Annotated in this window: 19 protein-coding genes; 15 read left to right on the top strand and 4 right to left on the bottom strand. The window is 62.2% G+C overall.

Annotated elements, in window-relative coordinates:
• Nucleotides 1-54: 54 nt before the first annotated feature.
• Both A477_RS0118820 and A477_RS0118815 read right to left on the bottom strand, forming a co-directional pair.
• Nucleotides 55-681 (bottom strand): isochorismatase family protein, encoded by a 627-nt coding sequence (locus A477_RS0118820; RefSeq protein ID WP_017200440.1) that lies wholly within the window; start codon nt 679-681, stop codon nt 55-57.
• Nucleotides 681-2,009, bottom strand: a complete 1,329-nt coding sequence (locus A477_RS0118815; protein ID WP_026005761.1) for a nicotinate phosphoribosyltransferase — start codon at nt 2,007-2,009, stop codon at nt 681-683. Before A477_RS0118815 ends, A477_RS0118820 begins: the two co-directional genes overlap by 1 nt.
• Nucleotides 2,010-2,046: 37 nt before the next feature.
• Here A477_RS0118815 and clpS point away from each other — a divergent pair, with 37 nt between their 5' ends.
• From clpS to rdgB, 6 genes are all read left to right on the top strand, one after another.
• Nucleotides 2,047-2,409, top strand: a complete 363-nt coding sequence (clpS, locus tag A477_RS0118810) for an ATP-dependent Clp protease adapter ClpS (protein ID WP_011775237.1) — start codon at nt 2,047-2,049, stop codon at nt 2,407-2,409.
• The gene (locus tag A477_RS0118805) at nt 2,402-2,968 is read left to right on the top strand and encodes a DUF2017 domain-containing protein (protein ID WP_017200438.1); all 567 of its coding nucleotides are present in this window, start codon (nt 2,402-2,404) and stop codon (nt 2,966-2,968) included. The genes clpS and A477_RS0118805 overlap by 8 nt, the downstream gene beginning before the upstream one ends.
• 84 nt (nt 2,969-3,052) lie before the next feature.
• On the top strand, nt 3,053-4,123 hold the full coding sequence (murI, locus tag A477_RS0118800) for a glutamate racemase (RefSeq protein ID WP_017200437.1): 1,071 nt from the start codon (nt 3,053-3,055) through the stop codon (nt 4,121-4,123).
• Entirely contained in the window at nt 4,120-4,917 is a 798-nt protein-coding gene (locus tag A477_RS0118795; protein ID WP_017200436.1) for an MBL fold metallo-hydrolase, read from the top strand. The genes murI and A477_RS0118795 overlap by 4 nt, the downstream gene beginning before the upstream one ends.
• Before the next feature lie 84 nt (nt 4,918-5,001).
• Entirely contained in the window at nt 5,002-5,760 is a 759-nt protein-coding gene (rph, locus tag A477_RS0118790; protein WP_011775233.1) for a ribonuclease PH, read from the top strand.
• Complete coding sequence (gene rdgB, locus A477_RS0118785) at nt 5,757-6,419, top strand: RdgB/HAM1 family non-canonical purine NTP pyrophosphatase (protein WP_017200435.1); 663 nt, start codon at nt 5,757-5,759, stop codon at nt 6,417-6,419. Before rph ends, rdgB begins: the two co-directional genes overlap by 4 nt.
• Nucleotides 6,420-6,492: 73 nt before the next feature.
• On the opposite strand, the gene A477_RS0118780 is transcribed toward rdgB, so the two are convergent.
• Complete coding sequence (locus tag A477_RS0118780) at nt 6,493-7,254, bottom strand: DedA family protein (RefSeq protein ID WP_192812027.1); 762 nt, start codon at nt 7,252-7,254, stop codon at nt 6,493-6,495.
• 130 nt (nt 7,255-7,384) lie between these two features.
• On the opposite strand from A477_RS0118780, the gene A477_RS0118775 reads away from it, so the two are divergent.
• The 4 genes from A477_RS0118775 (at nt 7,385) to A477_RS0118760 (ending at nt 10,508) form a co-directional block, all read left to right on the top strand.
• The gene (locus A477_RS0118775; protein ID WP_237715837.1) at nt 7,385-7,786 is read left to right on the top strand and encodes a GntR family transcriptional regulator; all 402 of its coding nucleotides are present in this window, start codon (nt 7,385-7,387) and stop codon (nt 7,784-7,786) included.
• Nucleotides 7,783-8,718, top strand: coding sequence for an ABC transporter ATP-binding protein (locus A477_RS0118770; protein ID WP_017200433.1), 936 nt, complete (start codon nt 7,783-7,785; stop codon nt 8,716-8,718). The genes A477_RS0118775 and A477_RS0118770 overlap by 4 nt, the downstream gene beginning before the upstream one ends.
• Entirely contained in the window at nt 8,715-9,401 is a 687-nt protein-coding gene (locus A477_RS0118765) for a hypothetical protein (protein WP_017200432.1), read from the top strand. Before A477_RS0118770 ends, A477_RS0118765 begins: the two co-directional genes overlap by 4 nt.
• A 96-nt stretch (nt 9,402-9,497) precedes the next feature.
• A complete protein-coding gene (locus A477_RS0118760; RefSeq protein ID WP_017200431.1) occupies nt 9,498-10,508 on the top strand; it encodes a 3'-5' exonuclease in 1,011 nt (336 codons plus the stop codon).
• Nucleotides 10,509-10,536: 28 nt separating this feature from the next.
• On the opposite strand, the gene A477_RS0118755 is transcribed toward A477_RS0118760, so the two are convergent.
• Nucleotides 10,537-11,607 (bottom strand): ADP-ribosylglycohydrolase family protein, encoded by a 1,071-nt coding sequence (locus A477_RS0118755; protein WP_017200430.1) that lies wholly within the window; start codon nt 11,605-11,607, stop codon nt 10,537-10,539.
• An 81-nt stretch (nt 11,608-11,688) separates the two neighbouring features.
• On the opposite strand from A477_RS0118755, the gene A477_RS0118750 reads away from it, so the two are divergent.
• From A477_RS0118750 to A477_RS0118730, 5 genes are all read left to right on the top strand, one after another.
• Nucleotides 11,689-12,045, top strand: a complete 357-nt coding sequence (locus A477_RS0118750) for a YidH family protein (RefSeq protein ID WP_175538584.1) — start codon at nt 11,689-11,691, stop codon at nt 12,043-12,045.
• Nucleotides 12,046-12,047: 2 nt separating this feature from the next.
• Complete coding sequence (locus A477_RS0118745) at nt 12,048-12,392, top strand: DUF202 domain-containing protein (protein WP_017200428.1); 345 nt, start codon at nt 12,048-12,050, stop codon at nt 12,390-12,392.
• 141 nt (nt 12,393-12,533) lie between these two features.
• Nucleotides 12,534-13,466, top strand: a complete 933-nt coding sequence (locus A477_RS0118740; RefSeq protein WP_017200427.1) for an MIP/aquaporin family protein — start codon at nt 12,534-12,536, stop codon at nt 13,464-13,466.
• A gap of 68 nt (nt 13,467-13,534) precedes the next feature.
• On the top strand, nt 13,535-14,737 hold the full coding sequence (locus A477_RS0118735) for an exonuclease SbcCD subunit D (protein ID WP_017200426.1): 1,203 nt from the start codon (nt 13,535-13,537) through the stop codon (nt 14,735-14,737).
• Nucleotides 14,734-17,745, top strand: coding sequence for an AAA family ATPase (locus A477_RS0118730; protein ID WP_017200425.1), 3,012 nt, complete (start codon nt 14,734-14,736; stop codon nt 17,743-17,745). Before A477_RS0118735 ends, A477_RS0118730 begins: the two co-directional genes overlap by 4 nt.
• Nucleotides 17,746-17,830 lie beyond the last annotated feature (85 nt).

Genomic DNA, 17,830 nt, shown 5'->3' with positions numbered 1-17,830 from the left:
GAGGGCGCCGCGGTTGCGGCGCCCTCCGGTGTTTCCAGCTGATGAAGAGCAGTCTTAGTCCCGTTCAACTTCGACGCCGGCGGCTTCCATTTCGTCGTAGGCGGCCGAAAGGTCCTCGGCGATTCCGGCCGTGAGTTCAGCGATGACTGTGGTGGTGTAACCGGCCTGGACGGCATCCAGTGCTGTGGCCTTGACGCAGTAGTCCGTTGCCAGTCCCACCACCACCACTTCCTCGACGTCGTGGCTCTGTAGCCAGTCGTCGAGCCCTATCGCGTCTTCATCGAGGACTTCCGCTACGGCGGTGCCTGCCTTCAGGTCACCGGTGGGAACGTCGTCTTCAGGGGCCAGGACGCCCTCGAAGCCTGAGTAAGCCGCGGTGAACTGTCCTTTTCGGAAGTACGCCTGGATGTACTCGGGATCCAGGTCTTCGTGGAGTTCAGCGCCTTTGCTTCGGGCCCTGCAGTGCGGAGGCCAGGAGTCAACCATGTCCGGGTCGTCTGAAAAGTGGTCGCCGGGTTCGATGTGCCAATCCTGGGTGGCCACGATGTGGTCAAAGTGTTGCTGGTTGGCGTCCACGTACTCGGTGATGGCACCCGCGACGGCGGCGCCACCTTCGACAGCAAGCGTTCCACCCTCGCAGAAGTCATTTTGTACATCGACGATGATCAGGGCCCTGGACATCAGTTCTCCTCGTAGATGGTGGGGATGGCAGCCTCGCCCCGCTGCAGGCGGTTCACGACGGCGGGCAGCTCGGCCATGGTGGCCGCGTGCCGTTCACGGGCACGGATGACCCCTTCAGGTCCGGTCCATCCGGGCAGCACCTCGCCGTTCTTGACGAACTGGTGAAGCAGGACGCGGTCGTTGCCGTCGTCTTCGGGGCGGTGGCCAATTCCCACGATTTCCTGGGTGGCGCGGCCTCGTTCGTTGAGCTTGCGGAGGGCGTACTTGCGTCCGCCCACGCTGGCCTTGTTTTTGGCGGCCTTGGCAACTGAGATGAATTCGCCGGCGTCGTTGGTGCGGCTGACCAGCTTGTAGACCATGCTGGCAGTCGGGGCCCCGGAGCCGGTGACCAGGGAGGTACCAACTCCGTAGGAGTCCACCGGGGCGGACTGGAGCGCCGCGATGGCGAATTCGTCGAGGTCCGAGGTGACCACGATGCGGGTGTTCACGTTGCCGAGGTCATCGAGCAGTTGGCGTACCCACTGCGCCTGGGCAATGAGGTCGCCGGAGTCCAGCCGGACTGCGCCGAGTTTGTCACCGGCCAGCTCGACGGCGGTACGCACCGCCGTCTCGACGTCGTAGGTATCCACCAGCAGGGAAGTGCCTGGACCGAAGGCCGCGATCTGCGCCTCGAACGCCTCCCGCTCTGTGTCATGAAGGAGCGTGAAGGAGTGCGCTGCTGTTCCAACGGTTTTGATGCCATAGCGCCGGCCCGCTTCCAGGTTGGAGGTGCTGGCGAAGCCGGCAATCACGGCTGCGCGGGCTGCCGCCGTCGCAGATTCCTCCTGGGTGCGCCGGGACCCCATCTCGATGCAGGGCCGTGTGCCGGCCGCCGAGGTCATCCTCGACGCCGCGGAAGCAATGGCGCTGTCGTGGTTGAGGACCGAAAGGATGAAGGTTTCCAGGATGCAGGCCTCGGCGAACGTCGACTCGACGATGAGGATGGGGGAGTTGGGGAAGTAGGCGTCACCTTCAGCGTAGCCCCAGATGTCGCCGCTGAACTTGTAGTCGGCGAGGTAGTCCAGCGTTTCCTGGTTGACCACTTTGTTTTGCTCGAGGAAGGCAAGTTCGTCGTCGCCGAACCGGAAGTCAGCTATGCCTTCCAACAGGCGTCCGGTGCCGCCCACCACGCCGTAGCGGCGGCCGTCCGGCAACCGGCGGGCGAATGCTTCGAACACTGAGCGGCGGTGCGCGGCGCCCGAGTGTAAGGCCGCCTGAAGCATGGTCAGTTCGTAGTGGTCTGTGTACAAGGAAGTTGCGGGGTGGTCCCACGACGAGGCTCTACTCACGGATTCACTCTAGTGCGAGCCGCCATAGAATGGACAGATGAGCCCTAGCGTTGCGTATGGCACGGACATCGACGAGCGAACGAAAGCTGCAGAGCAATCGTCCACCGATGTCCTGACAGCCCCTGATATCCCGTGGAACCTTGTGATCTGGAATGATCCCGTGAATCTGATGAGCTACGTGAGCTATGTGTTCCAGAGTTACTTCGGCTACTCCGAGTCCAAAGCCCACAAGCTGATGATGGAGGTCCATAAGAAGGGTCGGTCCATTGTGGCCCACGGCAGTAAGGAACAAGTGGAACAGCACGCGGTGGCCATGCACGGTTTTGGTCTCTGGGCCACTGTGGAGAAAGCCGCGAGCGGCAACGAAACACCGGGAAAGGGCGGCCGCCAGCGTGGCTAAGGCATTCAAATACGGTCTCAAGGGCATCAGTGGATACCTCGAGCCGGCGGAGCGGGACCTCCTGCGCGGATTGCTGGACGACGTCATTTCCATGCTGGAATCGGATGCCCGGGAGAACGAAGACCCGCTCGCAGCGCTGATCGGCTTGGATATGGACGTGAAGCAGCCCAGCGACCGTGCCCTGCTTCGTCTCCTGCCGAACGTCATGAAGGACGACGACGGCGGCTCGCTGGAGTTCCGCCAGCTCACCGAACGCTCTGTTCGGGAAAACAAGATCGGGGCCTTGAGGGCCGCAGCTTTAGGCCTGGACAAGAACGAGCTCGTTCTGACGCCGGAGGACGCCACCCGTTGGTCGATGGCGTTGAACGATGTCCGGCTGGTATTGGCCGAACGCCTGGACATCCGTGATGAAGCGGACGCCGAGCATATCCACAGCATGCAGGATTGGAGCCAGGCGGAGGATGTAGAGAGCTATCTGGCCCTTGTCTACAACTTCACTACGTGGCTCCAGGAGTCTTTGGTGCAGGCGATGCTGGCCGCAAGGCAGGCGAAATCCTGATCCGGGTGGTGGGTTGCTGCTCCTGCCCCGAAACAAATGCGACTGTCCTGTGACAAATCAGACACGAGGCGGAGAGCACAGGTAATGGCCGCACGCCACGGGAAGCCTTATTCTCGAATAATTATGACTTCAGCATCGGGTTCACCAAGCGCCGCGTTGGGCAGTGGCGCCCCCATCGGCAACGGGGAACTCATAGGGACGCGTCCCATCGGCATTTTTGATTCAGGCGTGGGTGGTTTGACGGTGGCGCGCTCGATCATCGACCAACTCCCCAACGAATCCATCCTCTACGTGGGCGACACCGCAAATGGCCCCTATGGTCCGCTTCCCATTGCCGAGGTCCGGGCGAATGCGCTGGGCGTTATGGATGAGCTGGTGGATTCAGGGGTGAAGTTGCTGACTATCGCCTGCAACTCGGCCTCCGCCGCCGTGCTCCGTGACGCCAGGGAACGCTACACGGCGCGGTATGGCATACCGGTCATCGAGGTTATCCAACCGGCAGTCCGGCGTGCGGTCTCTGCTACCCGTTCCGGGAAGATCGGTGTCATCGGAACCTCGGCCACTGTAGGGTCCAGAGCTTATGAAGACACGTTTGCTGCCGCTCCGGACTTGGCGATTACGTCCGTGGCCTGCCCGGCTTTCGTGAACTTCGTGGAGGCCGGAATCACCACCGGTCCGGATCTCCTGGCCGCCGCCAATGAATATCTGGAGCCCCTTAAGGACGCCGGAGTGGACACTGTGGTCCTGGGGTGCACCCACTATCCACTGCTGACCGGCGTCATCTCATTCGTCATGGGCGAGGACGTCACGCTTGTCTCCAGTGCTGAAGAGACTGCCAAGGACGTCTACCGCGCCTTGGCCAACCACGGCATCCAGCGGACAGGGTCCCAAGCACCCCGCCACGAATTCATAGCCACTGGTGATGCCACCCAGTTCGAGATCCTCGCCCGCCGCTTCCTGGGCCCGGAGGTCCTCTCCGTGAAGCATGTGGACCATGTCGCCGCCCAGTACCCAACAGGCAGCCTTGCCCGCATTACCCCCGAGATGCTGGAAGCGGCACGATCGGGAGCCGGCTTGTCCCGCCGCTCGTACTTCGTCCAGCCTGAGGATGCCCTCACCAGCGGCACCGGCAAAACCATGGGGCGTGGTCTGTGAAACTGACCATCGTGGGCTGCACAGGCTCGTTCCCCGGTCCGGGTTCGCCGGCGTCATGCTATCTGGTGACGGCCCACGACGGTGAGCGCGAGTGGAAGATCGTGATGGACCTGGGCAGCGGTGCCTTGGGGGCCATCCAGCGCTATACGGACTTGGAAGACATCGACGCGATCTTCCTTACCCACTTGCACCCCGATCACTGCATGGACCTCTGCGGCCTGCATGTCGCGGTCCGGTGGAAGCCCGGTGGATGGGGCCGGGATCGCCTGCCGGTTTGGGGTCCCGCGGCTACCGCGGACAGAATGGCCACGGCTTATGGGCTGGACCTGGATCCGGGCATGCATGAGGAATTCGACTTCACCAACTGGACTGAGCTCAAACCGGTCACAGTGGGGCCGTTCACAGTGACCCCCTTCGCCGTTAATCACCCCGTTGAAGAGGCTTATGCCTTGCGGGTCACTGCCACGGAACCGGGTAAGGACGGTGTGTCCGTTACCAAAATCCTGACGTATTCGGGAGACACCGATTCCTGCCAGGGACTCGAGGACGCCGCGAGGGACTCAGACTTGTTCCTTTGTGAGGCGGCGTTCGAGGAAGGCCGCGATGACGGCATCAAGGACGTCCACCTCACCGGCAAGCGTGCGGGGGAGGCGGCCAGGAATGCAGGTGCCAAGCGCCTCCTCCTGACACACATCCCGGTGTGGACCTCACAGACCAAAGTACTGTCCGAGGCCAAACCGGTCTTCACCGGTGACGTGGCTGTTGCCGTTGCCGGAGTCCACTACACGATTTAGCTGTCCGCTTCGGTCCGGCTGTTTACGGTGGCCCAACTTTGCAGGGCGTCGGGTTGACGCCCTCAGCTTGGCTAAGCTTGAACCATGACTTCTGAAGCTACAGCCACTCCCGTCATCCGCGCCGATGGCCGGACCCCTGACCAACTGCGACCCATTAGCATTACCCGCGGCTGGTCCAAGCAGGCGGAGGGCTCGGCGCTGATCGAGTTCGGGAACACCCGGGTTCTGTGCACAGCTTCGCTGACCGAGGGTGTGCCCCGCTGGCTCAAGGGTGAGGGCCGCGGCTGGGTAACGGCCGAGTACGCCATGCTTCCCCGGGCCACGAACACCCGGTCCGACCGCGAGTCAGTCAAGGGCAAGATTGGTGGACGCACCCACGAGATCTCCCGCCTCATTGGCCGCTCGCTGCGCTCCATCATCGACACGAAGGCGCTTGGCGAAAACACGATTGTCCTGGACTGCGATGTCCTCCAGGCCGACGGCGGTACACGTACGGCCGCGATCACCGGCGCCTACGTGGCGCTGGCGGAAGCCATCCGTTTTGCCCGTGAGAACAAGCTGATCGCCCGCAACGCAGAGCCCTTGGTGGACACCATCGCGGCAGTCTCCGTGGGCATCATCGATGGCGTTCCGATGCTGGACCTCCCGTATGTGGAAGACGTCCGCGCGGAGACGGACATGAATGTAGTGGTCACCGGTTCGGGCAAATTTGTGGAAGTTCAGGGAACTGCAGAAGGTGCCCCGTTCGACCGCGACGAGCTCAACGCGCTTCTTGATCTCGCCCTCCTCGGCACCACCCAGCTGTCCGCAATCCAGCGCGAGACGCTGGCGGAAGCTCCGTGAGCGGCACGCCTGTCTCCGGGGCTCCCCGCCTCGTCCTGGCGACACACAACAAGGGCAAGCTGAGGGAACTCCGTGAACTGCTCCGGGGCCAGGTTCCAGGGCTCGACGTCGACACCCAGGTTGTGGACGCCGCTGCGGCAGGTGCCCCGGACGTTGCCGAAACCGGTGTCACGTTTGCTGAGAACTCCCTCCTCAAGGCCAGGGCCGTGGCGGAAGCGACTGGCCTGCCGGCCATCGCTGACGACTCCGGATTGGCTGTTGATGTCCTGGGCGGGGCCCCCGGTATTTTTTCGGCACGTTGGTCCGGCACGCACGGCGATGACGTCGCCAACCTGAATCTGTTGCTGGCACAGCTCTCTGACGTTCCGGACTCGTTCCGCGGCGCTGCATTCGTGTGTGCGGCCGCGCTGGCGGTCCCGGGTCCCGACGGCATTGCCCACGAGACCGTGGAGTATGGTCAGTTGGAAGGGACGCTCCTGCGTGAGCCGCGCGGGGAGGGTGGCTTCGGCTACGACCCCGTGCTGCAACCTGCCGGGATGGATCGAAGCTGTGCCGAGCTTGGCTCTGAGGAGAAGAACGCCATCAGCCACCGGGGGCAGGCGTTCCGCGCGTTGCTACCCTCGATTGTGTCGGCCTTGTCCGGGACCGGTTCGAACTAGTTCCTTCGCAGACGCAAAAGGCACCCCGCTGTGCGGGGTGCCTTTTGCTGCGCTTTGGGGAAGTGGGGGAGCCTTAGTGCTCGCCGTGCTTGCCGCCCTCGTGCTCCTCGATGAACTCTTCCACGGGGTCGGTGCCTTCGGCCGCGGCCCTGCGCTTTGCCATGAATCCCCGGCCGATCTCAATGAAGATCGGGATAACGGAGATCAGGACGATGACGATGAAGATGATGTCGATGTTGTTGCCAACCCACTCGAACTGGCCAAGCCATGCGCCGAGCAAGGTCACGCCGCCGCCCCAGAGGACTGCGCCGATGACGTTGAAAAGGAAGAACTTGCGCTTGTCCATCTGCGCAACACCCACGATCACCGGCACGAACGTGCGGATGATGGGAACGAACCGCGCCAGGATCAGGGCCTTGCCGCCGTGTTTTTCGAAGAACGCGTGGGCGCTCTCCACGTTTTCCTTCTTGAACAGCCGTGAATCCGGCTTATTGAAGATTGCCGGGCCGGCCTTGGACCCGATGAGGTACCCGGTTTGGTTGCCGATGATGGCAGCCACGATGATCATGGCGCACATGGCCCACAGGTTGAACTCGATGGCGCCGGTGGAGACCAGAAGTCCCGCCGTAAACAGCATGGAGTCACCGGGCAGGAAGAACCCCACCAAGAGGCCTGTTTCTGCGAACACAATGGCGCAGACCAGGAGGACCACCCACGGTCCCAAAGGTGAATCGCGGAGGAAGACGTCGGGGTTCAGCCAGTCCGGCAGGAACGAAGCCATAGGCGGCGAAACCGGTCCCGCGCCCCCGAATGTGGATACGGCAAGGTCGCTTATCGCAGAAAAGATCACCCATCAAGCCTACTTGACGGCTGTCGTCGAAATTTTCCCGGCTATCCCTTGACTGCTGCTTTGCTGGTTGTATGGTTAGTTACATGAGTAATGAACCAGTGAGCCGGTGGTGCTCATGATCGATGACAGCAAACCGATCTTCATGCAGATCGCCGAACTCATCGAGAACGGAATCGTGGACGGCACCATGGCTGAAGAGTCACAGGTTCCTTCAACCAATGAGTTCGCCGCTTTTCACCGCATCAACCCCGCGACTGCCGCCAAGGGCGTCAATCTGCTGGTGGATTCAGGAATTCTCTATAAGCGCAGGGGGATAGGGATGTTCGTCGCGACAGGAGCGCGCGCCCAGCTGGTAGCACGCCGCACCGAGGAATTCTTTGAGCAGTACGTCAAGCCGCTGGCAATGGAGGCCCGAAAGCTGGGCATCTCAACAGAGCAGCTGAACACGATGATTGAACGCAGCTCCGGGCTTGCACCGGAAACCGGGACAGACAAGGAAAGGAGCGCGGCCCTGTGAATGACACCATCGTCGAGGCCCGTAACCTGATCAAGCATTACAAAGACCTCAACGCTCTGGACAACGTTAACCTCAGCCTTTCGGCGAACCGCATTTACGGCTTGCTGGGACGCAACGGTGCGGGCAAAACCACTTTGATGTCCATCCTCACCGCCCAAGCCTTCGCCACGTCCGGCGAAGCCCTGGTTTTTGGTGCCGGCGCCTACGAGAACGATGCCGTATTGTCCCGGATCTGCTTCATCCGTGAATCGCAGAAATACCCGGACGATTTCCAACCGCAGCACGCCTTCCGCTCCGCGGCGCTCTTCTACAAAAATTGGGACCAAGGCTTCGCGGACCGCCTGGCCGAAGACTTCCAGCTTCCCGTCAAGCGCCGGATCAAAAAGCTCTCACGCGGTCAGCTATCCGCCGTCGGAGTCATCATTGGCCTCGCCTCGCGCGCGGAACTGACGTTCTTCGATGAGCCGTACCTGGGTCTCGACGCCGTCGCCCGGCAACTGTTCTACGACCGCCTGGTGGAGGACTACGCCGAGCACCCCCGCACCATCATCCTTTCCTCACACCTGATCGACGAGGTAGCGAACCTCCTTGAACACGTCATCGTGATCGACCGGGGGCGGATCATCATGGACGCTGATGCCGACGAGATCCGGGGTTCCGCTGTCACTGTTTCAGGCTCCGCGGAAAAGGTGGACGCCTTCCTGGCCGGCCGCAGGATCCTGCACCGCGAAACGCTGGGGTCCTTGGCCTCCGTGACGGTGGACGAGGTTCTCAGCGGCAGCGAACGCACCGAAGCCCGGGAGTTGGGCCTCGAACTATCGCCGGTTTCATTGCAGCAGCTGGTGGTACGGAAGACCATGGCCGGTACCGAAGCCGGCCTCTTGCCAATTACCGGAGATTTCGCCGATGAAACGATGGAGGCAAAGCGATGAGCAGGACGCTGGCAGTTGCCCGGATGCAGCTGATCAACAAATGGACGTACATTGGATGGCCATTGACCATCCTGGCCGCATCTTTCCTCATATCGCTCGCGATCTTCGCGCTCATTCCCGTCACTGAGGCGAAAAATGGTGGCGGTAGCCAAGCACCCCTTTGGTACTTCCTGGTCCTGGGAATCCAGAGTATGACCTTGGTCTTTCCCTTCTCCCAGGGCCTCAGCATCAGCCGACGTGCCTTCTATCTGGGAACCCTGGGCCTCTTCTCGCTGATTGCGGTCGGGATGACAGTGCTCTACATGCTGGGTGGCGTCATCGAACGGGCAACCAACGGCTGGGGTGTCTATGGATACTTCTTCAATATCCCTTGGGTCACGGATGGTCCTTGGTACTCGACGGCAGCATTCTTCTTTGTGCTGATGATGTTTATGTTCATCATCGGCTTCTGGTTCGCCACCATCTTCAAGCGTTGGGGCACTACTGGAACGCTGGTCTCAACCTTGGGTACAGCAGTCGCCCTGATCGGTGCCGCTGCCCTCACGACGTTCTTGCAGGGATGGGAAAGTGTTGGAAGCTGGTTTGCCCAGCAGACACCGCTTAGCATCAGCGGGTGGGCTGCGCTGTTGTGCGTCATCCTGGCGGCCGGTTCCTACGCAACCCTTCGCAGGGCCACCCCCTAGGCGCCCGAATGTAGCGTTGGCCACAATGCAGGCCGGAAGGGCCGCCCCGCCGCGGAAATCGGCAAGGGCGGCCTTTTCCGGCTGTAACCTTGTCCAGTGGCATTGGACTTTACGGCGATCGACTTTGAAACAGCCAACGGCTTCCGGGGGTCTCCGTGTTCGGTAGGCCTCAGTAAAGTCCGTGGCGGAGTGGTAGTGGAGGAAGCCTCCTGGCTCATGCGCCCGCCCGAAAACCACGATCACTTCGAGTTCCACAACACGCGCATCCACGGTATTCGCGCCGAAGACGTCGCTGATCGCCCGCGGTTCGGGGAGCTCTTCCCGGAAATTGGCGCCTTCATCGGTGATGACGTACTCGCTGCCCACAACGCAGCCTTCGACCTCGGCGTTATCCGGTCAGGCCTGGAAGTGTCCGGTCTTGCCGGGCCAGCCTACGATTACGTATGCACCGTGATGCTCTCCCGCCGTTGCTACTCGCTCGTGTCCAACTCCTTGCCCTATGCCGCCGAGGAAGCAGGCGTTCCCCTGGTCAACCACCACGACGCCGCGGAAGACGCCCGCGCCTGCGCCGGAATCCTTGTGGATATCGCCCGGCGGAACAACGCCAACAGCATCGCCGAGCTCTACCTTTCTTTGGGTCTCAACCTGCCGAAGCAACCGGCGTTCGATCCAGCCCAAGGTCTGTCCAAAGCGACCATGTCCGCATTGGCTGCCAGAACCGGCAGCTTCGCAGGACCAACAGTGGAACGAGCACTTGGCGTACCCAACGGTTTCTCGAGCTGGCCGGAGGAGGGGCCCAACCCCCTGCCGAACCCGGCTGCGGAACCCGGACATCCGCTCTTCGGCCAGACAGTGGTATTTACGGGCGACCTCGCCATCACCAGGCCAGAGGCGAAGTCCCGCGCCGCGGACATGGGTGCACGTCCGGAGAGCCGGGTCACAGCACGTACCACTGTGCTGATCGTGGGTGATGGCTTTGTCGCAGGCGACCTTCGTGCCGGGCGCCTCACAGGCAAAGCCAAGCGGGTCCTGGAACTGCATGCCAAGGGCCAGCAAATCGAGGTTGTGTCTGAGGGCGAGTTCCTGCAGATGGTGGGCGGCGTGTAGCGCCCCATCCCGTCATGTGGTCCTCTGTTTAGCCGGTGGTGACCGCAAGCAATCTGTCCGCCATGCCGCGAATGACTTCCGGCGCTTCCAAGACCTCGAGCCAGTCGGATGGAAGACAGTCTTCGCCGTAGTAGGCCCCCAGGATGTTACCGGCTATGGAGCCCGTGGAGTCGCTGTCGCCACTGTGGTTGATGGCCACGGCTATTGCCTCGCGGAAGTGCTCTGCCGGCGTGCCGCCGCTGGTTGCCAACACGGCGTAGAGCCCGACGGCGAGTGCCTCCTCGGCAATCCAGCCCTCACCGAGCGCTGTGGTCAGTCCTTCCGGGTCCAGTGGGGCAGGCTGCAATGACAACTGCAGGGCTGCTTCCATCCGTTCCGCCAGCTCGGGTGCTTTGGTGGGGACACCGTTGACATAGCTGAGGGCCTCGGTAGCGGAGGTGCGAATGTCGCTTCCGGCCACGATGTTGTGGATCATCAGGCCAAAGGCGGCAGCGCTGAGCCGCGCCGAAGGGTGTCCGTGTGTCAACGAAGCGGCGTCGGAGCTGAGCTTGTAGACGGCTTCACGTGAAATGTGGGGGATGAGCCCGAACGGGGCTGAACGCATCACTGTGCCGCAGCCTTTGGAGTCGGCATTGACCGGACGTGCAACTGTTCCCATTTCCCCCGTTGCCAAACCACTGAGGCAGGCGTTTCCGGGTGCACGGCGGTGACGCAGGACCTCTTGGGCGTCTATCCAGCGCGGTTGCGGCACGGGAGCGGCCGAGGCGACAGCAACATCCTGGGTGGCGAGCCAGCGCAGGTAAGCCAGCCAAAGGCAGGCGATCTCGTCAGCCGCTACGCCGTCGTTGGCCCATTCGAGGGCTTCCACCAGGCCGTCAACGGTATATAACGTCATTTGCGTGTCGTCCGAAAAGTGGCTGGCGCCGTCGAGCTGCCCGAAGGTAGTCAGGCCGGCGGAACCATAGCGGGCGCGAATTGCCGCAATGGAGTCGAACTCCACTGCATAACCAAGGGAATCACCCAGCGCCCCTCCCAAAAGCGACCCGTGGACACGGGACTCGAAGGAAGGAACAGCGGGGGGCTTAGGCTCAACACTCATGCCAGTAACTTACCGCGCCCGTGGACCACCGCTGGTATGGTGGGGAAGCTGCCCGGCACTGACAAAATTTGGAGAGACACTTTGCGTGAACCTGCTTGGCGACGGACAGGCAAGACACCCGATTACAGGTTTTCCCTCGCCAATGAACGTACCTTCCTCGCGTGGATCCGCACATCCCTGGCCTTGCTCGCCGGCGCGGTCGCCGTTGACCAACTGGCTCCAAACATCGCGCCGACACCCGTCCGCCTGGTACTTTGCGTCTTGCTTGCTCTGGTAGGGGCGGGGCTGGCAGCGCTTTCTTACCGCCGTTGGGGGCAGATGGAAGCGGCGATGCGCAACGATCAGGCGCTCCCGTTCTCCCGGGTCATGCTGTTCATGACCATTGTGGTGGCCGTAGCGGCGTTCGCTTTTGCGGTGCTCATATTGGTGGCGCGGTAAGCATGGAAGTCCGCGACCCCGGGTTGCAGCCCGAGCGCACCACCCTGGCATGGCGGCGAACGTTGATCTCCCTGGTCGTGGTGGACCTGTTCATTTGGCGGAGTTGGCTGACTTCCGAGCCCTCCACCGGGAACCTCGTGGCCGGCCTTCCGGGACTTGATTACCAAGGGATCTGTGCGCTCATGGCAGCCGTGGCCACCATCGTGCTGGCCTCTGTGGTGTGGGTTCGCTCGCGCCAACTCCACATCGGGAACGCGGCGGCATCAGCCCGGCTTGTCCTGGTCAGCACGCTGGCTGTGATGGGTCTCGGTGCCACCGCCATCGCAGCGATCGCCCTGGGCGGATAAGCTCAAGGGCGGGATTCAGCAACCGCCCAGACTCGGCTGGCAAGATACCCAGTGGCTTTGAACTTGCATTAACCCCTGCCAATACCAGCGTGCGGCCCGGTCACTCCGGCATCCATACCAAACCGTAAGGACTCATTCGACATGACCTCTCCTGTACAAGCGACACCCGAACACCAACCCGGACTTCTTGCCCGGCTGTCGGCTGAAGCTTTGGGATCGATGTTCATTGTGGTTGCCGCGGTGGGAGTCGGGATTTTTTCAAATCCTGGCGGTGCTCCCCTACCGGTAGCCCTTGCGACAGGCCTGGCGGTGACAGTGGCAATGCTGGCCTTCGGGTATGTCTCCGGAGGGCACTTCAACCCGGGGATCACCTTGGGCAACCTGATTGCCGGCAGGATCCGGGCTGTGGCAGCCGTAGCCTACGTGGCTGCGCAGATCATCGGCAGCGTAGTTGGCGCTGCGCTGATCTACTTTGTGGTGACCACCGTGCCGGTCCTCACGGATGCCCGGGCAGCGTTTGACGTGGTTGCGCCGGGTTTTGGTGAGCACGCTTCCGCGCAAACACAGATGGCAGGAGTTCTGCTGGTTGAAGTCCTTGGTTCGGCCCTTATCGTGGCAGTGTTCCTTGGCGCGACCGCCGGCCGCAGGGCCCTTCCCGCCATGGCTCCCTTCGCCGTAGGCCTTGCCATGGCTGTTTTGCTTCAGCTTGGACAGGTCCTGGGAAACCTTCCCTTCAACCCCGCGCGGGCAACAGCCCAGGCGTTCTTCAGCTCGCCGTGGGCAATGGAGGGGCTGTGGCTCTTCTGGGTGGCCCCGCTGATGGGTGCCGCGCTTGCCGGCCTCGCTTTCCGTGGCTTCCAAGGCCTCTCCCACGCCACCGTCCCCGTGACCGAGGACGTCCAAGCCGGCAGTGATGGGGTGAACGACTCTTTCGATGCCAGCGACGAGCCGGTTGAGGACGCCGAGGGCAAGGAAGCTCCTGCGAAATCTGACGAGGACGCTTCCCGACGTGTTCCGGCTGCGCCGGTCGATGATGACGCCCGTGACTTCTTCGACGGTAAAAAGGGCAAATAACCTCGCGGGATCGACGGCGGACGGCTCGCCTGCGCTTTATTGTCGGTGCCCCCGGTTAACTTGAGATCATGCGGTTACTTCATACTTCCGATTGGCACCTTGGCCGGTCATTCCATGGTGTTGGCATGCTTGAAGCCCAACGCAATTTCGTGGACCAGTTGGTATCGCTGGTTGAATCCAAGTCAGTTGACGTGGTGCTCATAGCAGGAGACGTCTACGATCGCGCCCTTCCCGGGCTGGACGTGGTCAAACTGCTTGATGACGCCTTGGTGCGCATCTCCCAAGCAGGGGCCGGAGTGGTCTTGACCAGTGGCAACCACGACTCCGCCATCAGGTTGGGTTTTGCCTCGCGCCTGCTGGAACGCGGGGGAGTGCACCTGAGGACGCGCGTGGAAGACCTTGATGTGCCAATCCTCTTCCCTTTCGGGGATGGACATGTCGCCGATGGACATGGCGAGTCCGGCACAGAAAACGGCTACGTCGCCGTCTACGGCATCCCCTATCTTGAACCCCGGCTCGTGGCCGAGCGCCTGGGCGCTGAAAACGCCAACCACTTTGATGTCACCTTGGCGGCAGTGGATCGGATCCGGCAGGATGTTGAAGCCCGCCGCGCATCAGGACCGGTTTATCCTGTGGTCCTCGCGCACACCTTTGCCAGCGGGGGTATTACTTCGGAAAGCGAACGGGACCTGAGCATCGGTGGCCTGGGCGCAGTTCCACTGGATCTCTTTGAAGACTTCGCCTACACCGCACTGGGTCACCTCCATGGGCGGCAGGAGTTGGCACCCAATGTCCGGTACTCCGGTTCTCCCTTGGCCTATTCATTCTCGGAGGCCAAGCACCACAAAGGTGCCTGGCTCGTGGACCTTGACGCCCACGGAGCGGTCGCTGTTGAGGAAGTGGTGTGGGACGCCCCTAAGTCCCTCGCCACCTTGCGCGGATCGCTGGATGATCTGCTCGGCGCCGAGGAGCACGCGTGGGCAGAGAGTGCTTACTGCCAGATCACGTTGACGGACGCACAACGCCCTGCGCAGGCCATGGAGAGGGTGCGCACGCGCTTCCCTGACACGCTGGTTCTCTCCTTCGATCCCCAAGGTGTGGAGGCGCGGACTTCCACCAGTTACAGCAATCGGCTCGCTGCCGCCGAAGACGACCTCGGCGTCTGCTGTGGATTCCTGGAACACGTCAGGGATCGCGGTGCCAGCGATGCAGAGGAAGCGGCGCTGCAGGAAGCGCTTGAAGCTGTCCGGTTGCAGGAGGCTGAGCTGTGAGAATTCATCGTTTGGACATCGAAGCCTTCGGTCCTTTTGCAACGCCCCAGCACATTGACTTCGACCATTTGAGCGCACAAGGGTTGTTCCTCCTCAATGGCGCTACGGGGGCAGGCAAGACCAGCATTCTCGATGCCATCTGTTTCGCCCTGTACGGCTCCGTTCCCGGTGCCCGCCAGGAAGGGAAACGGCTACGAAGCGACCATGCGGCGCCAGGTGCGGAGCCGCGCGTGGTCTGTGAGTTCTCAGCACGGGGACGCCGTTTTGAAGTAACGAGATCGCCGGCGTGGGACCGGCCCAGCGCCCGCGGCCGCAACGGATTCACCACCCAGCAGGCCAAGACCCTCCTCAGGGAACGGGTTGCCGGGAACTGGGAAGAGAAATCTTCCAGGAATGACGAGGTAGGTGCCGAGCTCTCGGACGTCCTTGGAATGGATCGGGAGCAGTTCACCCGTGTGGTGATGCTGCCACAGGGCGATTTCGCGGCTTTCCTGAGGTCCAAGGCCAACGACCGCTTGGAACTGCTGCAAAAGTTGTTCGGCACGCAACGATTTGAAGCTGTTGAACGCCAACTCGTTCAGCAAGCAGCCGAAGCCACCCGTGCCGTACAGGAGAACGCGTCAGAACTTAGGTTGCTGCTAGACCGGGTTACATCGGAGCAGGAACAGTTGGGTCTTGCCGCAGCCGCTCCAACTGACGGCAAGGAGCCGGGACGGGAGCCTGAGGCCTGGCTCTCCGGCGTGGAAGCAGACGTCAAAGCTGAATGGACGCGCCGGCTGGACGAGTCTGCCGAGGCAGAGTCATTGTCCAACCGCCTCATGGAACAATTCCAGGAGGCGCAGGAGAAGGCGCACCGGCATGGACGGCTCGGCGCTGCGATGCAGCGGCGTGTACTACTTGAACTGGCCGCTCCCCGGGCACTGGAGAACAAGGAGATGCTCGGAAAGCACCGACGAGCCGCTGTTCTCAGTGGTCACCTTGAAGCCGTTGATTCTGCAGCGCGCAAACTCGAAGCCGCAGCTGCGCGCTCGGAAGGCCTACGCGGGAAGCTTGTTACGGCCGGCTTGGAGTCAGCAAACACTGCCGCTGCCTTGGAAGACGTCAAGGCAAGCAGCGCAGTCCTTGGGGCCCGGCTGCCCGACGAGCAGCGCTTGGAAGAAATGACGGCGCGCCTCGCGGCCAAGCGTGGTCTGTTGGCGGAACACCAAGCCGCTGCCGAGGCTTCGGTGTCCCTTCTGGAGCAGCTGCGCGAAGACGTGTCCGCCGTGGAGTCGCAGATTCAGCCCCTCGAGCCTTTGGCGGGCCAACTGACAGAAATGGAAAGGGACGCCGAAGCTGCGGCAGAGCTTGTCCGAATCGTGGCCCGGCATGAAACGGCTGCCAACGAGTTGGACGAGATTACGGGAAAGCACCTCCAAGCCCGGTCCGCATCGCAGGATCTCCGGCAGAAGTGGCTCGACGTCCGCGAACTGCGATTAGCCAACGCAGCGGGGGAGCTGGCGGCGGCACTGGAAAACGGTAAGCCCTGTGCTGTGTGTGGAAGCGAAGAGCACCCCAACCCCGCCGAGGCCGTGCGATCGGCACTTTCCCTTGCCCAGGAAGAGGAAGAAGCCAAGGAACGGTTCGAGGCCAGCGAAAAAGCCCTGGGGCTGCTCGCCGAACAAGTTTCCTCCGCAGCCCAGGTGGTTGCAGGTCTGGTTGCCCAAGGAGGTGCAACCGATGCTGCTGAAGCAGAGGCCAAACGGGCGTCTGCCCAGGAAGCTGCCTCGGCGGCGCGGAAGGCGGCAGGCTCGCTGGAGAAGCTTCGTGGCCGGCAGGAGGGCCTCACCAGGCGCATCGCCCTGGTGCAGGAAGAACACGAAGCTTCCGTGAGCGCATCTGCTCAGGAGTCGTCCGCTGTTCACCTGCTTCAGGAGCAGAGTGATGCCCTTGAAAAGGATCTGGCTGGACTGAAAGGCGACTTCCCGAGCCTGCGCGAGCGGTTGCAAGCACTCATGGTTGAGCAGGAGCTTCTGCAAGCGGCGGCGGATGCAGACCGCGAACTGGAGCGAGCAGAACAAGCCCGGGAAGAAGCCGCCGCGTCGCTTGAGAAAGCCTTGCCGGTATCCGGATTCACCTCCGCTGAGGACGTTCGCCGGGAAATCCTCTCACCGGCCGATGTTGTGGGCCTTGAGAAAGACCTTGCGGATTTCGACGCTGAGTCATCCCGCTTGGATGAGTTGTTTGCCAGTGAGGACCTGGTCCTTGCCGCCAAGGAAGCCAGCATAGGCGAGCTTCCTTTGGGAGAAGCTGAACTTGCTGAATCGAAGCTGATTGCTTCCAATGCCGCAGATACCGCGCGGGCCAAGGCATTGTCTGCGGGCCTGGCTGGAAAATCGGCCGACGCTGTTACCCGGTTCCGGAGGGAGTACCAAGCCTTGGCGCAAGCAGGAAGCGGGCCGCGAAACCGGGCGCAAATGCTGGCTGAGCTGGCCGACACCGTGAGGGGATCGGGCGACAACAACTACCGTATGAGCCTGAACACCTACGTCCTTGCTGCACGCCTTGAACAAGTGGCGATCGCCGCCTCCGAGCGGCTCGTCGCCATGAGCGACGGCAGATACACGCTGCAACATACTGACGCCAGGGCTGCCAGGGGTGCAAAGTCCGGCCTCGGGCTTGAAGTCGTAGACGAGTGGACTGGCCAGCGCCGGGACACTTCCACGTTGTCGGGCGGCGAATCATTCATGGCGTCCTTGTCCTTGGCACTTGGCCTCGCCGATGTCGTCCAGCTGGAGGCAGGCGGGGTGGATATCGAGACACTCTTTGTTGACGAAGGCTTCGGCAGCCTCGATGAGCAAGCTTTGGAACAGGTGATGGACGCCTTGGAGGGGCTGCGCGACGGCGGCCGTGTAGTTGGCCTCGTCAGTCACGTCGGCGAGATGAAGCAACGCATCACCAACCAGCTGCAGGTGATTAAGGGCCGGCATGGTTCAACCGTGCGGATTGCCGAAGCCGTTCCGGTCTGACAGCTATCCGATAGACTTAACCCGTTACACCGGGTCGCGCGCATCGGGAGGAGGGACGATGCGCACACTTTAGCGAACCCGGATT

It is taken from the genome of Arthrobacter sp. M2012083, assembly GCF_000281065.1.
GTDB lineage: Bacteria > Actinomycetota > Actinomycetes > Actinomycetales > Micrococcaceae > Arthrobacter.
This window is presented reverse-complemented; position numbering and strand designations above follow the sequence as displayed.

Bases quoted from the DNA above. Each gene is read 5' to 3' on its own strand.
- A477_RS0118755 (WP_017200430.1), bottom strand. From the start codon at position 11,607: ATGAGTGTTGAGCCTAAGCCCCCCGCTGTTCCTTCCTTCGAGTCCCGT.
- A477_RS0118775 (WP_237715837.1), top strand. From the start codon at position 7,385: ATGATCGATGACAGCAAACCGATCTTCATGCAGATCGCCGAACTCATC.
- clpS (WP_011775237.1), top strand. From the start codon at position 2,047: ATGAGCCCTAGCGTTGCGTATGGCACGGACATCGACGAGCGAACGAAA.
- murI (WP_017200437.1), top strand. From the start codon at position 3,053: ATGGCCGCACGCCACGGGAAGCCTTATTCTCGAATAATTATGACTTCA.
- A477_RS0118745 (WP_017200428.1), top strand. From the start codon at position 12,048: ATGGAAGTCCGCGACCCCGGGTTGCAGCCCGAGCGCACCACCCTGGCA.
- A477_RS0118740 (WP_017200427.1), top strand. From the start codon at position 12,534: ATGACCTCTCCTGTACAAGCGACACCCGAACACCAACCCGGACTTCTT.
- rph (WP_011775233.1), top strand. From the start codon at position 5,002: ATGACTTCTGAAGCTACAGCCACTCCCGTCATCCGCGCCGATGGCCGG.
- A477_RS0118765 (WP_017200432.1), top strand. From the start codon at position 8,715: ATGAGCAGGACGCTGGCAGTTGCCCGGATGCAGCTGATCAACAAATGG.
- A477_RS0118820 (WP_017200440.1), bottom strand. From the start codon at position 681: ATGTCCAGGGCCCTGATCATCGTCGATGTACAAAATGACTTCTGCGAG.
- A477_RS0118735 (WP_017200426.1), top strand. From the start codon at position 13,535: ATGCGGTTACTTCATACTTCCGATTGGCACCTTGGCCGGTCATTCCAT.